We start from the raw sequence: 17,340 nt of genomic DNA on the forward strand, positions 1-17,340 counted from the left end.
GGTAATAGCGATGGCGAAGGTCGCTGCCAAAAAAGGTATCCGTACCCGTAAAAAAGAGCGTAAACATATCGATAATGGGGTGGCCCATATCCACTCCACTTTTAATAATACAATTGTCACGATCTCCGATACCACGGGCAATGTTTTAGCCTGGTCGAGTGCAGGAAACATGGGTTTTAAAGGCTCCCGGAAAAGCACTCCGTTTGCCGCCGGCATGGCCGCCGAACAGGCAGCCAAGGTGGCAATGGATCACGGCATGAAAAATGTCGAGGTATATGTCAAAGGACCGGGCGCCGGTCGTGAAGCTGCTATCCGTTCGCTGCAGGCTGCTGGCTTGTTTGTCAATTTAATCAAGGATGTCACTCCGATTCCTCATAACGGATGCCGTCCTCCCAAACGTCGTCGAGTATAAGTTGGAGGTGTGTAGAACTTTATGGCACGGTATACAGAAGCTGCTTGTAGATTATGCCGCCGCGAAGGCGAAAAGCTCTATTTGAAAGGTGACCGTTGTTACTCGCCGAAATGTAGCGTAGGCCGTCGTTCCTATGCTCCGGGTCAACACGGCCAAGATCGTAAAAAAGTTTCCGAATACGGCGTACAGTTGCGCGAAAAGCAAAAACTGCGCCGGATCTATGGAATTTTGGAACGGCAGTTCGCCGGGTATTTCACCCTGGCGGAACGCAAAAAAGGCATTACCGGTGAGAATTTGCTGCAAGTGCTGGAAAGCCGTCTTGACAATGTGGTGTATCGTCTCGGTTTGGGCGCTTCCCGGAAAGAAGCCCGTCAATTGGTTCGTCACGGCCATTTTCAAGTCAATGGAAAAAAAGTGAATATTCCCTCATTTTTAGTACGACCGGGGGACATATTAACGATTAAGGAAGGTAGTTTAAGTTCTACCAAAATCAAGGAGAACCTGGAAGATGCCGGTGGACGCGCGATACCGGAATGGCTCGAATTAGACAAGACCAACTTTAGTGGCAAGGTGAAGGCGCTTCCGACCCGGGAGCAGATCGACGTCCCGGTTCGTGAACAACTCATCGTTGAGTACTATTCCAGATAATGTCCGATGTCTTTTCAATCGCTAATGCGAGAAGGAGGGTTAAGTATTGATCGAAATCGAAAAGCCCAAAATCACCATAGAGGAAACGAGTGACCAAGAACGTCATGGAGTTTTCGTGATTGAACCTTTGGAAAGGGGCTATGGGACGACACTGGGCAACTCGCTTCGTCGGATCCTCCTCTCATCCCTACCGGGTTTTGCTGTAACATCTGTTAAGATTGACGGGGTACTTCACGAGTTTTCAACGATTCCGGGGGTTGTTGAGGATACCACTGATATTGTTTTGAACCTGAAACATTTATTGGTAAAGATCCATGGGGATTGCCCCAAAAAAGTGATGCTGAATGTCAAGGGTCCCAAAATGGTTACCGCTGCGGATATTCAAGTGAGCAGCGATATTGAGCTTTTAAATCCGGACCTGTACATTGCCACGGTTTCCGAGGGCGGCACCTTGAGTGCGGAAATAACGCTCGACCGCGGCCGGGGCTATGTCACGGCCGACCGTAATAAAGGCGATAATATCATCGGAGTCATTGCGGTGGACGCCCGTTTTTCGCCGGTGCAAAAAGTCAACTATACCATCGAGCATACGCGGGTTGGCCAGATCACCGATTATGACAAGCTGATTTTGGATGTCGCCACCGATGGCAGCATCAGCCCGATCGAGGCAGTCTCCCTGGCGGCGAAAATTATGTCCGAGCATTTGATGTTGTTCGTCAACCTGAGTCAGACCGCCGGAAAGACCGAGATCATGGTGGAGAAGGAAGAAGAATCCAAGAATAAGATTCTGGAGATGACCATCGAAGAGCTTGATCTCTCCGTTCGTTCCTATAACTGCTTGAAGCGGGCCGGAATCAACAGCGTCGAGGAATTGACGCGCAAGAGCGAGGAAGACATGATGAAAGTTCGCAATCTCGGCCGCAAATCGTTAGAGGAAGTTCAACAGAAATTAGAGAGTCTGGGTCTGTCATTGCGTAAATCCGAGGAATAATTGACCCCCTTCGGAAAGTTTGGAGTAAGGAGGATAAGGAAATGCTTAAGAGGAAGTTAGGACGTTCATCGGCCCATCGTAAAGCACTCTTCCGTAGCTTGGTTACGGAATTGTTTGAGAATGAGAAGATCACCACCACGGAGATCAAAGCCAAGGAAGCTCGCTCTTTGGCGGAGAAAATGATTACCTACGCCAAAAAGGGTGATCTGAATTCGCGGCGTCTCGCCGCCGAAGTCATTACCGACCCGGCGGTGCTGCAGAAGTTGTTCAATACCATTGCCGGACGGTATACCGAACGCAATGGCGGCTACACCCGCATTTTAAAGGTTGGACAACGCCGGGGCGATGCCGCTCCCATGGCCATTCTGGAATTAGTCTGAGACAGCTTTATATTTTGGGGAGGGCCGTTTGAGAGCCCGAACTCCATCCAGTGCAAGTTTGATTGGACGCTCAGCAGCAATGAGCGTCTTTTACTATATAAGGCTGCCGTTCCTTTTTTTGATGTCACCGAACCGGGGGAGAGCGATCGATGATGGATTCCAGAAAACGCAATCTGCGAATGACCGTAGCCTATGACGGCAGCGCCTACGCCGGATTCCAGCGGCAGGCCGGCCATTTGCCGACGATTCAGGGGGTTTTGGAGGAGCGGATTCAGCGGATTACCGGCGAGCATGCCACGATTACCGGTGCCGGCCGGACCGATGCCGGAGTGCACGCCCGGGGCCAGGTCGTCAATTTCTTCTGCGCCAGCGCGCTGCCTGAAGCAGTCTTGCAGAAGGCGTTAAACAGTCTGTTGCCGCGGGATATGGCGATATTGTCGGTCGAGGAGGCCGCGCCGGATTTTCACGCCCGATTCCACGCCAAACATAAAACCTATTCCTACCGGATCTATACCGGGCCGGTTCGCCCGGTCTTCGAGCGGAATTTTGTCTATTTCCACAAGTACCGGCTGGATTATGCGGCGATGGCCGAAGCCGCCGGGTTGCTGGTCGGAACCAAGGATTTCCGCAGTTTTCAGGCGGCCGGGTCGGCAGTGGTCCAAACGGTCCGGACCGTCAACTCATGCCTTCTGACCCAGGACGGGCCGGAGATCAGGCTCGCCATCAACGCCGACGGCTTCTTGTACCATATGGTCCGCAATATCGTGGGTACGCTGCTGCTGGTCGGCAATGGGCGGATGTCGCGGGAGGAATTTGAACAATTGATCCTGGCCAAGGATCGCCAAAAGGCGGGACCGACCGCTCCGGCCTGCGGGCTCTGTCTGGAAGCGGTCTTTTACTGAGCGGAGGTTGTCCCGGCGGGCCAGCCGAAGCTTCTAAACGCTCGGACGGGCCTCCGTGAGTCGCGGCCGGCCTTCCCGGGGCTGCGGCGGGTGTTCCGGCTCCCCCGGAAGGGCTGCCGGAAGCTTCGGACGGGTTGCCGCGTCCTGCGGAGGAAGCTCCGAAAGCCCCGGCTGGTCGTCCGGAGGTTCCGGACGGTGTTCTCCAAGGCCCCGGGCCTCGGCGGGCCTCTCCGGCAGAAGGCGGAAATCCGCCGCTATTTGAGATGAGCGGCGGCCACTTCCGAAAGGGGATCGGAGGTGGCGTGATTGGGGTCGTAAATTTCGTAGCTGATCTCGGGAAAGATGTTGTCTTTGGCTTCAAGTTCCGCCAGGTATTCAGGATTGATGCGATTGTATTTGATCTGTTCGTAGAGGTTGACAAACCGGTGAATATGGTTTTTGGTGCGTTTGACGGCATAGTTGACCATGGTTCCGGTCTTCATGATGAACGCCCAGTCGCTGCTCTGGAGGAGCAGTAGTTCGCGCGCGGCCTGATTCAAGGCGCGTTTCAGATCGCCTTGCGCCCCCGGAAAGCCTTGGGCCAGTTCGACCATGCGGTCGGCCGCGTGATGGAGATGGCGGTAGATCCAATCGTTGCTGCCCTCCAGCCAGACCTCATTGTAACCCTTAAAGCCCCAGCTCGACATCGAGGGGGTCGAGACCTGGTTGCGGGGATACATCTCCAGATAGTCGGCTGGCGAAATCAGTTTGATGGTTTTTTGGTCATAGGTGATTTTGCGGATCAAAAAATTCAGCCATTGCGGTCCTTCAAACCACCAATGGCCGAAGAGTTCCGCGTCGTACGGCGAGACAATGATCGGCCGGCGGTCCAGAATGGATGAGACATATTCGACCTGCTTTTCCCGGTTAAACATGAAATTGCCGGCATGGGTCGCCGCTTTTTCACGCGCCGCCCAGAGATTGTAGGGCTGTTTGTCGGAAGTATTGCCGGTAATCCGGTAATACTTCATTCCCGTGAAATTCCGTATCCCGCAATCCGGCAGATAGGGCCGGACGTACTCGTATTCCAAATCGTAACCGACGTCCCGGTAAAAATCCCGGTAATCATAGTCGCCCGGATAGCCTTCATTGGCGCTCCAGACTTGTTTGGACGATTCGAGATCCCGGCCGAAGGCCGCTACCCCGGAGGGGCAGTAAATGGGCGCAAAAACGCCGTATTTGGGACGGGGCGAAGCGTGCAATACCCCGTGGGCGTCGGTGAAAAAGAAGCGCAACCCTTCCCGGCGCAATATTTCGTCGACCCCGGGATAATAGCCGCATTCCGGCAGCCAGATGCCGCGCGGCGCCCGCCCCAGCACCCGGGTATGGTGCTGGACGGCCAGCTGAATCTGGGCCCGCACGGCCGTTTCATTGGCCATCAGCGGCAGAAAGCCATGGGTTGCGGCGCAGGTAATCAACTCCAAATGGCCCGAATCTTGCAATTCCTTAAAAGGCACTGTTAAATCGCAACGGTACTTTTCCGCGAAAAAGTAATGGCAGAAACGAAAATGCTCTAAATACATCAAAGCTACCTCGTGAAATTGGGGTAGCCACCGGGTCCGCTCAACTTCTTTTTCCGCCAGTTCGATCAGTTTCTCCAGTTTGACCAGGTATCTCCGCTGCAGCAGGTCGTCTTTGAACATCGATAGCAAGGGTGGCGACAGACTGAGCGTAATCCGAAAATGAATGCCGTCATGGACCAAGCCTTGAAAGACTTTCAGCAGGGGAATATAAGTCTCGGTGATCGCTTCGTATAGCCAGTTCTCTTCGAGATATTCGGGAAGCTCCGGATGCCGCACATACGGCAAATGGGTGTGGAGCACCAAAGCGAGGTAGCCCTTTTCCATGGATAACACTCCTTACTGGGTCTGTTTGGAAACGATGGGGGTAATGGTAATGGTATCGATCCCATCGGCTGAGCGAGCCGAGACCGGAATGCATTGCGTTCCCTCCGGCAAGGCAAAACGCAGGGTGAAGGTCCCGTCGGGACGGATCTCGATCGGTTCTCCCTGAACAGTAACCCGGGCGTCCGGCTCGGTAGCCCCGTAGACGATCAGTTCGGTATTCAACACCATCCAGAACTTCCGTTCTTTGGGCTGGTATTGTACGGGACTGGATAGACTGCTGACAATTCCTGAACCCATTTCGCGCTCAAGCCGGCTGATTAGCGACTCAACCAGTTCGGCCGAGCTGTTGGCCGCTCCGGCGCCGGCCAACTGATAAAGCTTGCGGAAATCGTCCTCAATGATCATCCATTCTTCATCGATAACGTCGGAGACATTATCGCGGGGTGTGGTGACCGGATTCGAGCGGGCAATGGTGTAAAACGCGCCGTTGGCCATGATGAATCCCAAGTCCACACAGAAGCAACGGTTCGGCCCGCCAACATGGATGTACCAGTTATTGGCCTGATGACCGACACTGACGTCAAAATAAAAGTTACTGTTGGTCCCATTAAATTCGATTCCGGTCACATCATAAACTCTAAGAATCAGTGCGACCTGCTCCCAGGGCTGTTGCCCGGAAACCATCTCCCGGGTTTCCCCGCTGGTGCTCCAATAGCAGTATAACCAGTAAGGATCGCGCACCAATAAGCCGATTTTGGTAACATTGTAATCCTGGGGAATTTGTTGTTCTCTTGCTTCGGCGACATTGACCCCCAACAAATGTTCCGGCAATGGCGGCGGGTTGAGATTGTCCGCATGATTGAGAGTGCGTGTCAGATGCTTGGCAATCGCGCTTTCCTGTTCAGGATTGGCAGAGAACGGAGGATCCAGGAGCAGAATATGCTCGATCAAATCCTCCCGGGTCAGTTTCGATATCCCTTTTATGCCTAAAGACTTGGCGATCTCCAGCAGCTTTGGTTTGGTTTTTCCCGCCAATTCCTCTCGGGTCATTGACTATCCCCCTTTCCTCGCAAGTTTCTGTATTAATATTACCGAGTTGAAAGGCACTTATACGAAAGGCTCAGGAAAACATTGCCTCGCCAACCCAAAAGATTGGGAAAAGGATCTGCTTTCCACGGGCAGGAAACAGCGTCCGAAAAAGCGAATTCTTTGTCAGTCAGGATTTTAAAGAGTCGGCCGGTTCGCAAAAAACCGGGCGGAGCAACTCAAAAAAACGGACGGACTACACCCCAACTGAAACAATCAGCCGGATGATTATTGTAAGGAGGGATGTTCACATGAAATCGGTATCCCACAATTGGATAGTCTTACTCATTGTACTCCTGATTATGCAAATATCGGCCAATTTCGCGGATTACCGCTTGGTTTACCAGGATGACCATTTTTTGATGGAAGGCTTGTTTCAAGTGATTGAGACCGATCTGGACCAGGACGGAGCCAGTGAATTTGTGATGGCGGGCAAGAATTATACCGCTCACGAGCTGTTCCTCGCCTGGTTTACCTTGGGCCCGGACCATAAACCGGTTCTCCGGTGGCAGAGCCCTAATTTATTTGAAGACCGCAGCGTGATTTGGGTTGCCGCCGGGAAGTTTACCGGGAGCGAGAATCAACTGCTGGCCGTGACCGAGACCCAGTATTATCTGTTCCAATGGCAGAATGGCCAAATGGAGCTGATGCGGAAGGGGACTCACCAACTGAAGCCGCTGAACATCACCGGCGGCGATCTGGATGGGGACGGACACACCGAGCTGGTAGTGGCCAAAATCGGCCGGATCACCGCCAAACAGTATGATGGGGTTTTGCAAGTCTGGAAATTGAAAGAAAACGGCTGGGAATTGGTCAGCCAATCCGATCAAACGGTAGGCAACATCCGCAGCCTCACGGCCGGCGATCTGAACGGGGACGGCAAGGCCGAGATCGTCATGGAGGAAGGCGTGAGGACCTCGCCTGGCACCCTCCATCTATTCGCCCTGGCGGAAAATAAAATTACGGAGCGTTCCCGCCTGAATAAGCCGGTCAAGGGAGTCATCTACGGCTTGACAGTGACCAGCCTGTCGGGGGCTCCTCGGTTGATAACCGCTACCGACTCCGGCCGGGTCAATACCTTCGCCTGGGATTCGAACCGGAATGCGCTGGTAGCGGTCGAAAAAGAAAAACGGTTCCGCTGGAATCTGATCGATTTGGCGGTCGGTGCCGCGGGTAGCGGCGCCGATGCCAAGCTGCTGTTAATCGCCTATCCGCAACGGTTATTAATTTTATCCGAATAATGGGGGAAATATTTTGGTAGGAGTTCGAACCGGCATGGGTCTGAAGCGGTTGGCCGCGTCCCCGGGGCCAAGCGGGCGGCCAAGACCGGCCATTCCAAAGGCACCTTATCGGCTGGCAGTCTATATAATAGGTGTATTCATAGCTTTGTTTTTGGGGGTAGCCACGACAGTGAAAGCGGAGTCCGCACTGGAGCCCGGACCTGACGAGACCGTATCCTTAAAAATCCTGACTCTCAATATCCATAGCGGGGTCAATTGGTTCGGCCAGTATGATCTGGAGAGCATTGCCCGGTATATTGAGGAGGTCCAACCGGATATCGTCGGCTTGCAAGAGGTAGCCCGGGGTTGGTCCAGTCAGAGCCGGTTCGAGGATATTCCGGGGGATCTGGCGCGCCGGCTGAAGATGGACTTTGCCTATTCCGCTTCACTAGAACGGAACAATGGCAATTTCGGCAATTTAATTTTGAGCCGTTATCCGATCGTCGGCATCTTTACGGAGCTGATGCCGGGAAATTTGGAACGGCGCAGTTTTGGATTTGTCCAGATCATGGTTGGGGGCGTCCGGATCAATTTTTTAACCACCCATCTCGGCTTATCCGAATCGGACCGCCAGGAACAGGTGACGGCCATCTGGAATTTCATCAGTCAAGTGGATGGTCCGCTGGTGATCACCGGCGATTTTAACGGCAGTGACGGGGATGTGGCGGTGAAGGCTTTTCACGGCAGTTTCCTGGATGTTCAGGAATTGAGCGGTTTTAGGGACCGGGGCACGTTCCGGGTCAAAAACGGCAGCTTGATCCCGCGCATGGATTTCATCTTCGCCTCGCCGGAATTTATGGTGAGCAATTTTTGGATTGACGAAAACTATATCTCCGATCATCTTCCGCTGGTGGCCGAATTAAAGCTGACGGTCAGCAATCAAGACGTTGCCGGGCAGCCGGTGATGTATCAATAAAACCGCCGGGATGGTTATTTCAAAAATTTATCCGGCAGGGTTTGTTCCAGATATAATAACGGCATGAAGAGGTCACTCAATTTTTCGAAGCGTTGCGGCGCGTTTTGCAGGTTGTACATGCCGGGATGGGCGTCGGAAAGCTCTTCCCAGCGCAGCGGCACCGAGACCGGAGCACCCGGGAAGGGCCGCACGCTGTAGACCGAGGCGATGGTTTTGCCGCGCAGATTTTGCAGGTGATCGATGTAGACCTTGCCGGCCCGGTTCGCTATCTTCCGCTCGTTGGTGGCGAGCTTGGGAAAAGCTTTGATGATCACTTCGCCGATCCGTTTCACGAAGGTACTGGTTTTTTTGTACGAATAGCGGGATTGGATGGGCAAATAGATATGAATTCCGGTGGCGCCGGAGATTTTGGGGAAGGCCTGCAACTTCAATTCGTCGAGTAGGATTTTGACGTAGAGGGCGATCTGGACTGCGTCGCTGAAACTGGCCGGCGGCATCGGATCCAGATCAAAAATAATGTAGGTTGGATAATCCAAGGACCCGGCCCGGGACAACCAGGGATGAACCTCGATACAGCCGAGGTTGATGGACCAGATCAACGTTTCGGCGTTGTTGATCAGGGCATAGTTGATGGTCCGCTCATCCGATTCGATGGGGTGGGTTTGGACCCAGACCGGCGGGTCCGGCACGTCTTTCTGGTAAAAAAAATTGCCGGTAATCCCTTCGGGGTAGCGAACCAGCGAGACGGGCCTGTCGGTGAGGTGCGGCTTTAAAAGCGGCCAGACCGCGGCGTAATATTTCATCAGATCGGCTTTGGTGAAACCCTCTTCCGGCCAAAAGACTTTATCCAAGTTTTTGACGGGGATATGATATTTATTGACGACCAATGTTGTCATGACGATCCCTCAAATCGGCAGTCTTCCGGTTTTAATTCAGGCCGAAAGCGAATGAAGAGCGGATGGCGGAGACTGCCGTCATCGGTCAACTCCAGGTACTCAACCTCGCAGACCACGAGCGGTTGAGTCCAACTCAGGCCCCGCGGGGCCTGGATCGGCCGGCCGAACGGACAGGCGGAGGAGCGGATGGTCCGCAGTTCCTGATGGATCGCTTCCAGCTCCTTCACGGTAAACCCGGTTCCCACCAGTCCATAGGGTTTCAGGATGTCCTCATCATACGCCCCGAGTAACAACGAGCTAAGTTCCCCCCGGCTACTCACATTTTCCACGTAACCGCAGACGATAAAGATCCCCCTGCGTTTGTGCTTGAACTTCAACCAGCTTTTGACGCGTTTCCCCGGATAATAAAGCGAGTCTTGCTGTTTGGCGATGACTCCTTCCAAGCCGAGTTCAGCGGTGGTTTGAAAGTAAGCGATACCTTTCTCCGGGATTTGACTGGTCACCATCCATTCATCCCCGGGCACCATCAGTTCCTCAAGGCGGCCGCGCCGTTCCAACAGCGGTTTTTGCATGAGAGATTGATGATTCCAATATAAAAGGTCGAATACTACATAGACGACGGGAATCTTTTGGGAGATGAGCCGGATCTGAGCCGCGTCCCGTAATTGCGCTCTTTTTTGGAGTTGGGAAAAGCTCGGCTTTTGATCGCGGATCGCGATGATTTCGCCATCGAGCACCACTCCGGGCTGGCGGATCCGCTGATGGATCTGCCGCAATTCGGGAAAGATATGGCTGATTTCCTTGCCGTTGCGACTCTGCAAGCGGGTGGATCCTTCTAAAAAAGCAAGGCAGCGGTAGCCGTCCCACTTGATCTCGTAAAGAAAATCGGGTGAATCGAAGGGTTCCGCCAGGCTGGCCAACATGGGTTTGATAGATTGCGGCAGCATATTCCTTTCTCCCGCTTCTAGAATGCCCGGAAAAGGATCATAGTAAAACGGAATTTCGAGTAAAATAGAATATTGCGAAGAATAAGCTGGATAAACTTCATAGATTAGCCTTGGTTGCGTTATATTGTCATATATCGGGACTAGATAATGTTGCCAATCTGCTTGGAGTTATATAAAATCGATTTTGAGAGTTAGCACTCGCCAACAGAGAGTGCTAATAACAAGTTCCAACATTCTGAGAGGAGGGAAATAATGAATATCAAACCTTTGGGAGAGAGAGTCGTTATTAAAGTCTTAGAGAGTGAAGAAAAGACCAAGAGCGGGATTGTCCTGCCGGATACCGCGAAGGAAAAACCGCAAATGGGTAAAGTGCTCGCGGTTGGCTCCGGGAAATTGCTGGATAACGGTCAACGCGTCGCGCTCGACGTCAAAGAAGGCGACAAGGTTCTGTTCGCCAAATACGCCGGTACCGAAGTGAAATTGGACGGCGAAGAATACATGGTATTGAAAGAGTCCGATATTCTAGCGATCGTTCAATAATACTTATTAAGGAGGGAAAAAAATGGCCAAACAAATTTTATTCGCTGAAGATGCGCGTCATGCCCTGGAGCGCGGCGTGAACACCTTAGCCGATGCCGTGAAAGTTACCCTGGGCCCTAAAGGACGCAATGTTGTCTTAGACAAAAAATATGGTTCGCCGACCATCACCAATGACGGCGTGACCATTGCCAAAGAGATCGAGTTGGAGAACCCCTTTGAAAACATGGGCGCCCAACTCGCCAAGGAAGTTGCCACCAAAACCAATGACATCGCCGGTGACGGAACCACCACCGCGACCCTGCTCGCGCAAGCGATGGTTCGCGAAGGCTTGAAGAACGTCGCCGCCGGCGCCAACCCGATGATCCTCAAGCGGGGCATTGAGAAGGCTGTCGCCGCGGTCGTCGAGGAGATCAAAAAAGTCAGCAAGTCCGTTGACAGCAAAGAAGATATCACCCACGTCGCCGCCATTTCCGCCGCGGATGAGGAGATCGGCAAGCTGATCGCCGAAGCCATGGAGAAGGTCGGCAAAGACGGCGTCATCACCGTCGAGGAATCCCAGACCATGGGGACCAACCTGGAAGTGGTCGAAGGCATGCAGTTCGATCGCGGTTATGTCTCCCCTTACATGGCGACCGATTCCGACCGGATGGAAGCGGTGCTCGATGATCCGTACATCCTGATCACCGACAAGAAGATCTCCCTGATCAAAGACTTACTGCCGATCCTGGAGAAGATCATTCAACGCGGCAAACCCTTGATGATCATCGCCGAGGATGTCGAGGGCGAAGCCCTGGCTACCCTGATCGTGAATAAACTGCGCGGCGTCCTCAACGTCGTCGCCGTGAAAGCTCCCGGCTTCGGCGACCGCCGCAAAGCCATGCTCAGCGACATCGCCATCGTCACCGGCGGCCAGGTCATCTCCGAGGATGTCGGCATGACCCTGGAGAACGCCACCCCGGATCTGCTCGGTACCGCACGTCAGGTCAAGATCACCAAAGAAGAGACCACCATCGTCGACGGCCGCGGCAGCGCGCAAGAGATCAAGAACCGGATCAACCAGATCAAGTTGCAGATCGAGGAGACCTCTTCCGATTACGATCGGGAGAAACTCCAAGAACGCCTGGCTAAATTGGCCGGCGGCGTAGCCGTCATCCAAGTCGGCGCGGCCACCGAGACCGAGATGAAAGAGAAGAAACACCGGATCGAAGACGCGCTCTCCGCGACCCGCGCCGCGGTGGAAGAGGGAGTCGTCGCCGGCGGCGGCGTGACCCTGCTGCAGATCGCTCCGGCCTTGGATCAGATCGAGGCCAGCGGCGATGTTGCCACCGGTGTTCAGATCGTGAAGAAAGCATTGTCCGAACCGCTCCGTCAGATCGCCAATAACGCCGGTCTGGAAGGTTCGGTTATCGTCGAGAAAGTCAGCGCCCTGGAGACCGGCAAAGGCTTCAACGCACTGACCGGCGAGTATGTCAATATGATTCAATCCGGTATCGTCGACCCGGCCAAAGTGACCCGGAGCGCGCTCCAAAACGCCGCCAGTATCGCGGCAATGCTCCTGACCACCGAATGCCTGGTCACCGACATCCCGGAGAAAGAAAAAGCCATGCCCGGTGGCATGCCTGGCGGAATGCCCGGCGGAATGGGTATGGACTGAGCCATTCCCCAAATCCAGCATTCGAAAAACCCGGCCGAGGCCGGGTTTTTTATTCCTTCCGACGGGATGAAATATACTTCGCAGCTCTGCTGGTTCGAAGAGAATTTCAATGAGCCTGGATAGCCATAAGGCAATGATACCCCGAATGGGCGACGAACTCTCCGGTCCCAAAACGGTCTTTCTCGCGTCCCGGCCCGTCTCTCCCGTGACCCGGGGATGTCCGCCCGGGCGTAGCCCAAGCTGATCCCATGGTTCGGCAAGTTTGCCGAACCATGGGATCAGCATTCCCGGGTAAGGGATCAGCATTCCCGGGTAAGGGATCAGCATTCCCGGGTAAGGGATCAGCATTCCCGGGTAAGGGATCAGCATTCCCGGGTAAGGGATCAGCATTCCCGGGTAAGGGATCAGCATTCCCGGGTAAGGGATCAGCATTCCCGGGTAAGGGATCAGCATTCCCGGGTAAGGGATCAGCATTCCCGGGTAAGGGATTAGTACGCCGGATTCCCCGGCGGGTTTCCCGGAGTTTGGGGATGGCAAGCCGGATGGCCGGCGGCAAAGGTGGGGAGAAAGCGGGAGCCAAAAACGGAACTTGGAAGGCAGGACCGTTAGCCGGGGCGAGTCCGATCTTGCGGCCGGGGATGAGCCGGAGCAGGAAAAGATGGCGCACCGGTATTTGGGGTTCACCCCGCCGCGGCGGGAGATCTTTCTTTCCAGATCTGGCAGGAAGTTGACGCCAGCCGGCGAAATGGATCGGGGCGGAAGGATGGCTCGGATCAGCCGGAGAGCGAGGCCGGGACCATGCAAAATTGCGCCTTTTTTGCGTGGAAAAGGCGGAGGAAAAAGAGGATTCATTATGGCGGAGCGAGCGAAGCATACCATCAAGGAGTTTCCTGCCAGCCGGCTGGCCACCCTGGACGTCGGCTATCTCGGATTGCGCAAGCATCATGTCAAGGCGCTGCTGGAAGTGGACGTCACCCGGGCGCGGCAGCTACTCAAGGCGTACCGGCGGCGACGAAAGACGGAATTGTCGTTCAATGCCTGGTTCGTCAAATGCGTCAGTCAGGCCGTGGCCGAGAACAGGACGGCGCACGCCATCCGCCAGGGCCGCAATAAGCTGGTGGTCTTCGAGGATGTCGACATCTCCCTGATCGTCGAGAAAGAGCTGGGCGGCGAAAAGGTACCCCTGCCGGTGGTGCTGCGGCAAGTGAACGAGAAAAGCTTCGCCGCCATTCAGGCCGAGATCAAGGCGGCCAAGGAGCAGACGGTGCAGGATACCCGGGATTACGTGCTCGGCGGGAATCCCCGCTCCCGCGCGATGCGGCTGTACCTGGCCCTGCCGCAATTCTTGCGCCTGGCGGCCTGGAAGTTCATCCTACGCCGGCCTTTTCTGGTGAAACAGCTCTCCGGCACGGTGGTAGTGACTTCGGTCGGAATGATGGGCATCGGGGCCGGCTGGATCATCCCGGTGAGCTTTTTGCCGCTCTGTTTCGCCCTGGGAGCCGTCGTCAAAAAGCCCGGGGTCTGCCAGGACCGGGTTGAGATCCGCGAATACCTGCACCTGACGGTGCTGATGGACCATGACGTGATCGACGGCGCGCCGGCCGCGCGGTTCGTGGCCCGCCTGACGAGCCTCCTGGAAAGCGGTTACGGACTGGACATCGAAGAGCCGGTGAATTGAGTCCGCCTGTGGAAGTTAATGATTCGGGGCCATGACGTTATGCCGGACTCTTTTCTGCCAAAAACTTTCCCCCCAGCCGGCAGGTTTCTCCGGGCCGGATGGATAATCTATCTTTCAATGGGAGATAACTCGGCGGTTCACTTCGGACTTACGATGAACGCGGTAGGCAAGCCATTCCAAATCATGAATCCCCGGAGCGAGAGAAACAGACGGAACGATTCCACCCACTAACCCGATCATCAAAAGCCATGGGATATAGTCTTTCGCACCGGAAAGCAGCTTGCAAAAAGGTTTCAAGCTGCTTTACCCCTTGCTTCCCGGAACTTTTGTTTTCAGCCGCCTTCGGCGGGTTTATCACAAGCGTTTAGGAGGATACCATGAAGCTGCGACTGACCTTTCGTGGAGCGGTGCTGGCGCTGCTCGCGCTGGTTCTGATGCTGTTGCCGCCGGCTTACGGAGCGGTTCCCTATGACAGTCCGCTCGCTTCCTACACCAAAACGGTCTATCCCAACGGACTGACCCTGATCGTCAAGGAAGTCCATAGCGCGCCCATCACGGCCGTGGACATCTGGGTCGGGGCCGGCGCCAAAAACGAGACGCCGGAAGAGTCGGGGATCTCCCACTTCTTCGAGCACATGCTCTTCAAGGGAACCGAACGGCGCAAGGCCGGAGAGATCGCCAAGGCCATCGAGGCGGTGGGAGGCTATCTCAATGCCGCCACTTCCCTGGATACAACCCATTACTATGTGGTGGTACCCAGCCAATATCTCGATCTGGCGCTGGACGTGGAGGCCGACGCCATCATGAATTCGACCTTCGACCCGGCGGAGATCGACCGGGAACGCCAGGTGATCCTGGAGGAAGGCAACCTCAAGGAGGACAATCCCCGCCAGAAACTGGGCTGGGAGGCCTACCGGGCGGTCTTCGCCGGCACGCCCTACGCCAAGGATGTGTTGGGAACCGCCGAATCGCTGGCCGGATTGACCCGGGAGAAGTTCCGGGAGTACCATCGCCGTTATTACCGGCCCAACAACATGGTGGTCGCGGTGGCCGGCGACGTGGATACCGGAGCGGTGATCCGGCGGGTGGGCCAGCTGTTCCGCGATTTCCAGCCCCAGCCGGTTCCGCCTCCCGCAAAGGTCACCGTGCCGGTACTCCGGGAAGTGCGGGAGATCACCATCACCAAACCGGTGGAGCAGACCTATCTTTATTGCGGTTTTCCGGGGCCGGGCGGAGACAGCCGCGATCTGCCGGCGCTGGAGGTATTAGGCATAATCCTGGGCGATGGGAAGACCTCCTGGCTGTACCGCGAGCTCCGCGACGAGCGGCAACTGGTCAATGAAGTGGCGGCCGGTTATCAAAGCTATCAGGGGGTCGGGATGCTGGCGATCTACGCCCAGACCAAGCAGGGCGACCTGAAGGAGATCCGCCGCACGGTGACTGGGGTGCTCCAAAAGATCATCCGCCAGGGGGTGACTGCGGAGGAGTTGCGACGGGCCAAGGCCAAGTTCCGCAGTTACGTGGCGTACGCCAGCGAGAGCGTGGCGGATATCGCGGGAATCCTCGGCGAGGCCGAACTGGCCGGCGACGCCGGCGGCGTGGCCCGGGAGCTGGCGGCCATCGAGAAAGTAAGCGGCGCCGATCTGCGGCGGGTGGCCCGCCGCTACCTGAATCCCGCAGGATATGTCTTCGCGGTGTTGCAACCGGAGGTGAAACCATGATCGGAATGGGCAATGAACGGCCGGGAAACCGTCCCGGCCTGCGGCGGATCTTGATCGGAGCGGCCCTGGCGGCCTGCCTCCTTCCCGCATTGGCTTCCGGGACGATCCGGGCGGCCGCGCCCGGTCCCGCCGCTGCGGGCGGCGCCGAGGGGGTGGCCCCGGTCATCCGCCGGGTGTTGAATAACGGTCTGACGGTCCTCGTCAAACCGAATTCCGCCAACGACGTGGTGGCGGTGAAACTGTTCCTGCGGATGGGAGCTTTTTACGAACCTCCGCAGCAACGGGGCGTCTCCATCATGATGCAAAAACTGCTCACCCGGGGCACGACCTCCCGGGACGCCCGGCAGCTTGACGAAGCGGTGGAGTCCCTCGGCGCCAGCATCCGGGCGGGTCTGGAAGGGGATGACTACGGCTCGGTAACGCTGACCACTACCGTGGCCGGTCTGGAAGAAAGTCTGGCGGTATTCCTGGACGCCATCCAGCATCCGACCTTTCCCGAAAGCGAGCTGGTCAAGGAGCGCCAGATGACCCTGGACCGGCTGTCGGCCTCGGGGGACCAGCCGACAACCAGCGCTTATGTGAATTATCTTCGGCTTTTTTACGGCGATCTGCCCTATGGCACGACGCCGGCGGACTATGCCCGGGTCATCGCCGGGCTGACCCGGGAGGACCTGCTGAATTGGTACAGGAAAGTTTATATTCCGAACAATATGGTGTTATCCATCGCCGGCCGGGTCGATCCCGCCCAGTTGCTGGCCAGGCTCGAAAAGACCCTGGGCGGTCTGGCGGCGGGTGCGCCGTTGCGACCGGTGGAACCGACCGCTCCGCGCATTGAGCAAGACCGCGCCACCGTTCTTGTCCGGCCGACCCAAGCCAGTTTCATCATCCTGGGCTATCCGGCGCCGGAGTTGCGCAGCGCCGACCGGCCGGCCATGGAGCTGCTCCACTGGATCCTGGGCGGCAGCGGCATGGGTTCGCGTCTTTTCACCCGCCTTCGCGATGAACGGGGGCTGGCGTATTCGGTCAGCACCGGCTATGTGCCCAATGAAGGACCCAGCCAGCTCTTTGCTTTCATGGCGACCGCCCCCGCCAACCTGGAGGCGGCCAAAGCCGGCCTGATCGCTGAGTTTCAAAGAATGCGGGACGAGCCGGTGACCGCCGCGGAGCTTGAGTCCGCCAAAAAAGCAGTCCGCGGCAGTTATCTGGTACAGCACGAAAGCAATGCCGCCCAAGGGGATTTTTTGGGCCGCTATGAGCTGCTGGGCCTGGGATACCGTTACGACGAACAGTATCCGGACCGGATTGACCGGGTGACGGCCCCGGATATTCAGCGGGTGGCCCGGCAGTATCTCACCCATTATACGCTCAGCGTGGTCGGCCCGGAGCCGGGGAAGGAATGAGAA

General features: G+C 55.9%; 16 protein-coding genes. 12 read left to right on the forward strand and 4 right to left on the reverse strand.

Annotated features, from left to right (window positions below):
* Positions 1-10 precede the first annotated feature (10 nt).
* From rpsK to truA, 5 genes are all read left to right on the forward strand, one after another.
* Positions 11-412 (forward strand): 30S ribosomal protein S11, encoded by a 402-nt coding sequence (gene rpsK, locus EDC14_RS12970; RefSeq protein ID WP_132014728.1) that lies wholly within the window; start codon positions 11-13, stop codon positions 410-412.
* Between the two features lie 21 nt (positions 413-433).
* Positions 434-1,060, forward strand: a complete 627-nt coding sequence (gene rpsD, locus EDC14_RS12975) for a 30S ribosomal protein S4 (RefSeq protein WP_132014729.1) — start codon at positions 434-436, stop codon at positions 1,058-1,060.
* Between the two features lie 46 nt (positions 1,061-1,106).
* The gene (locus EDC14_RS12980; protein ID WP_132014730.1) at positions 1,107-2,051 is read left to right on the forward strand and encodes a DNA-directed RNA polymerase subunit alpha; all 945 of its coding nucleotides are present in this window, start codon (positions 1,107-1,109) and stop codon (positions 2,049-2,051) included.
* A 41-nt stretch (positions 2,052-2,092) separates the two neighbouring features.
* Entirely contained in the window at positions 2,093-2,431 is a 339-nt protein-coding gene (gene rplQ / locus EDC14_RS12985) for a 50S ribosomal protein L17 (protein WP_132014731.1), read from the forward strand.
* A gap of 149 nt (positions 2,432-2,580) precedes the next feature.
* Positions 2,581-3,333 carry a tRNA pseudouridine(38-40) synthase TruA gene (gene truA / locus EDC14_RS12990; RefSeq protein WP_243662923.1) on the forward strand — a complete coding sequence of 251 codons (753 nt, stop codon included), beginning with the start codon at positions 2,581-2,583 and terminating at the stop codon, positions 3,331-3,333.
* Between the two features lie 254 nt (positions 3,334-3,587).
* On the opposite strand, the gene EDC14_RS12995 is transcribed toward truA, so the two are convergent.
* Together EDC14_RS12995 and EDC14_RS13000 are read right to left on the reverse strand one after the other, a co-directional pair.
* A complete protein-coding gene (locus tag EDC14_RS12995) occupies positions 3,588-5,219 on the reverse strand; it encodes a glycoside hydrolase family 57 protein (RefSeq protein ID WP_132014732.1) in 1,632 nt (543 codons plus the stop codon).
* 12 nt (positions 5,220-5,231) lie between these two features.
* Positions 5,232-6,269 carry a DUF4912 domain-containing protein gene (locus EDC14_RS13000; protein ID WP_132014733.1) on the reverse strand — a complete coding sequence of 346 codons (1,038 nt, stop codon included), beginning with the start codon at positions 6,267-6,269 and terminating at the stop codon, positions 5,232-5,234.
* 287 nt (positions 6,270-6,556) lie between these two features.
* Here EDC14_RS13000 and EDC14_RS13005 point away from each other — a divergent pair, with 287 nt between their 5' ends.
* Together EDC14_RS13005 and EDC14_RS13010 are read left to right on the forward strand one after the other, a co-directional pair.
* On the forward strand, positions 6,557-7,546 hold the full coding sequence (locus EDC14_RS13005; RefSeq protein WP_165907998.1) for an FG-GAP repeat domain-containing protein: 990 nt from the start codon (positions 6,557-6,559) through the stop codon (positions 7,544-7,546).
* Between the two features lie 169 nt (positions 7,547-7,715).
* A complete protein-coding gene (locus EDC14_RS13010; protein ID WP_165907999.1) occupies positions 7,716-8,501 on the forward strand; it encodes an endonuclease/exonuclease/phosphatase family protein in 786 nt (261 codons plus the stop codon).
* A 14-nt stretch (positions 8,502-8,515) separates the two neighbouring features.
* Here EDC14_RS13010 and ligD (EDC14_RS13015) read toward each other — a convergent pair whose 3' ends face one another.
* Together ligD (EDC14_RS13015) and ligD (EDC14_RS13020) are read right to left on the reverse strand one after the other, a co-directional pair.
* Positions 8,516-9,397: a non-homologous end-joining DNA ligase gene (gene ligD / locus EDC14_RS13015; RefSeq protein ID WP_132014736.1), complete on the reverse strand. Its 882-nt coding sequence runs from the start codon at positions 9,395-9,397 to the stop codon at positions 8,516-8,518.
* Positions 9,394-10,344 carry a non-homologous end-joining DNA ligase gene (gene ligD, locus EDC14_RS13020; protein ID WP_132014737.1) on the reverse strand — a complete coding sequence of 317 codons (951 nt, stop codon included), beginning with the start codon at positions 10,342-10,344 and terminating at the stop codon, positions 9,394-9,396. The genes ligD (EDC14_RS13015) and ligD (EDC14_RS13020) overlap by 4 nt, the downstream gene beginning before the upstream one ends.
* A gap of 252 nt (positions 10,345-10,596) precedes the next feature.
* Here ligD (EDC14_RS13020) and groES point away from each other — a divergent pair, with 252 nt between their 5' ends.
* From groES to EDC14_RS13045, 5 genes are all read left to right on the forward strand, one after another.
* Positions 10,597-10,884 carry a co-chaperone GroES gene (groES, locus tag EDC14_RS13025; protein WP_132014738.1) on the forward strand — a complete coding sequence of 96 codons (288 nt, stop codon included), beginning with the start codon at positions 10,597-10,599 and terminating at the stop codon, positions 10,882-10,884.
* A 22-nt stretch (positions 10,885-10,906) separates the two neighbouring features.
* On the forward strand, positions 10,907-12,538 hold the full coding sequence (gene groL / locus EDC14_RS13030) for a chaperonin GroEL (RefSeq protein WP_132014739.1): 1,632 nt from the start codon (positions 10,907-10,909) through the stop codon (positions 12,536-12,538).
* 853 nt (positions 12,539-13,391) lie between these two features.
* A complete protein-coding gene (locus EDC14_RS13035) occupies positions 13,392-14,216 on the forward strand; it encodes a 2-oxo acid dehydrogenase subunit E2 (RefSeq protein WP_165908000.1) in 825 nt (274 codons plus the stop codon).
* 377 nt (positions 14,217-14,593) lie between these two features.
* Positions 14,594-15,937, forward strand: a complete 1,344-nt coding sequence (locus EDC14_RS13040) for a M16 family metallopeptidase (RefSeq protein ID WP_132014741.1) — start codon at positions 14,594-14,596, stop codon at positions 15,935-15,937.
* Positions 15,934-17,337 (forward strand): M16 family metallopeptidase, encoded by a 1,404-nt coding sequence (locus EDC14_RS13045; RefSeq protein ID WP_132014742.1) that lies wholly within the window; start codon positions 15,934-15,936, stop codon positions 17,335-17,337. Before EDC14_RS13040 ends, EDC14_RS13045 begins: the two co-directional genes overlap by 4 nt.
* Positions 17,338-17,340 lie beyond the last annotated feature (3 nt).

The organism is Hydrogenispora ethanolica, assembly GCF_004340685.1.
Lineage (GTDB): Bacteria > Bacillota > UBA4882 > UBA8346 > UBA8346 > Hydrogenispora > Hydrogenispora ethanolica.

Excerpts from the sequence above, each read along its gene's own strand:
- rpsK (WP_132014728.1), top strand. The coding sequence starts at position 11 with ATGGCGAAGGTCGCTGCCAAAAAAGGTATCCGTACCCGTAAAAAAGAG.
- rpsD (WP_132014729.1), top strand. The coding sequence starts at position 434 with ATGGCACGGTATACAGAAGCTGCTTGTAGATTATGCCGCCGCGAAGGC.
- truA (WP_243662923.1), top strand. The coding sequence starts at position 2,581 with ATGATGGATTCCAGAAAACGCAATCTGCGAATGACCGTAGCCTATGAC.
- rplQ (WP_132014731.1), top strand. The coding sequence starts at position 2,093 with ATGCTTAAGAGGAAGTTAGGACGTTCATCGGCCCATCGTAAAGCACTC.
- groL (WP_132014739.1), top strand. The coding sequence starts at position 10,907 with ATGGCCAAACAAATTTTATTCGCTGAAGATGCGCGTCATGCCCTGGAG.
- ligD (WP_132014737.1), bottom strand. The coding sequence starts at position 10,344 with ATGCTGCCGCAATCTATCAAACCCATGTTGGCCAGCCTGGCGGAACCC.
- ligD (WP_132014736.1), bottom strand. The coding sequence starts at position 9,397 with ATGACAACATTGGTCGTCAATAAATATCATATCCCCGTCAAAAACTTG.
- EDC14_RS13035 (WP_165908000.1), top strand. The coding sequence starts at position 13,392 with ATGGCGGAGCGAGCGAAGCATACCATCAAGGAGTTTCCTGCCAGCCGG.
- groES (WP_132014738.1), top strand. The coding sequence starts at position 10,597 with ATGAATATCAAACCTTTGGGAGAGAGAGTCGTTATTAAAGTCTTAGAG.
- EDC14_RS13000 (WP_132014733.1), bottom strand. The coding sequence starts at position 6,269 with ATGACCCGAGAGGAATTGGCGGGAAAAACCAAACCAAAGCTGCTGGAG.
- EDC14_RS13005 (WP_165907998.1), top strand. The coding sequence starts at position 6,557 with ATGAAATCGGTATCCCACAATTGGATAGTCTTACTCATTGTACTCCTG.
- EDC14_RS12995 (WP_132014732.1), bottom strand. The coding sequence starts at position 5,219 with ATGGAAAAGGGCTACCTCGCTTTGGTGCTCCACACCCATTTGCCGTAT.
- EDC14_RS13045 (WP_132014742.1), top strand. The coding sequence starts at position 15,934 with ATGATCGGAATGGGCAATGAACGGCCGGGAAACCGTCCCGGCCTGCGG.
- EDC14_RS13040 (WP_132014741.1), top strand. The coding sequence starts at position 14,594 with ATGAAGCTGCGACTGACCTTTCGTGGAGCGGTGCTGGCGCTGCTCGCG.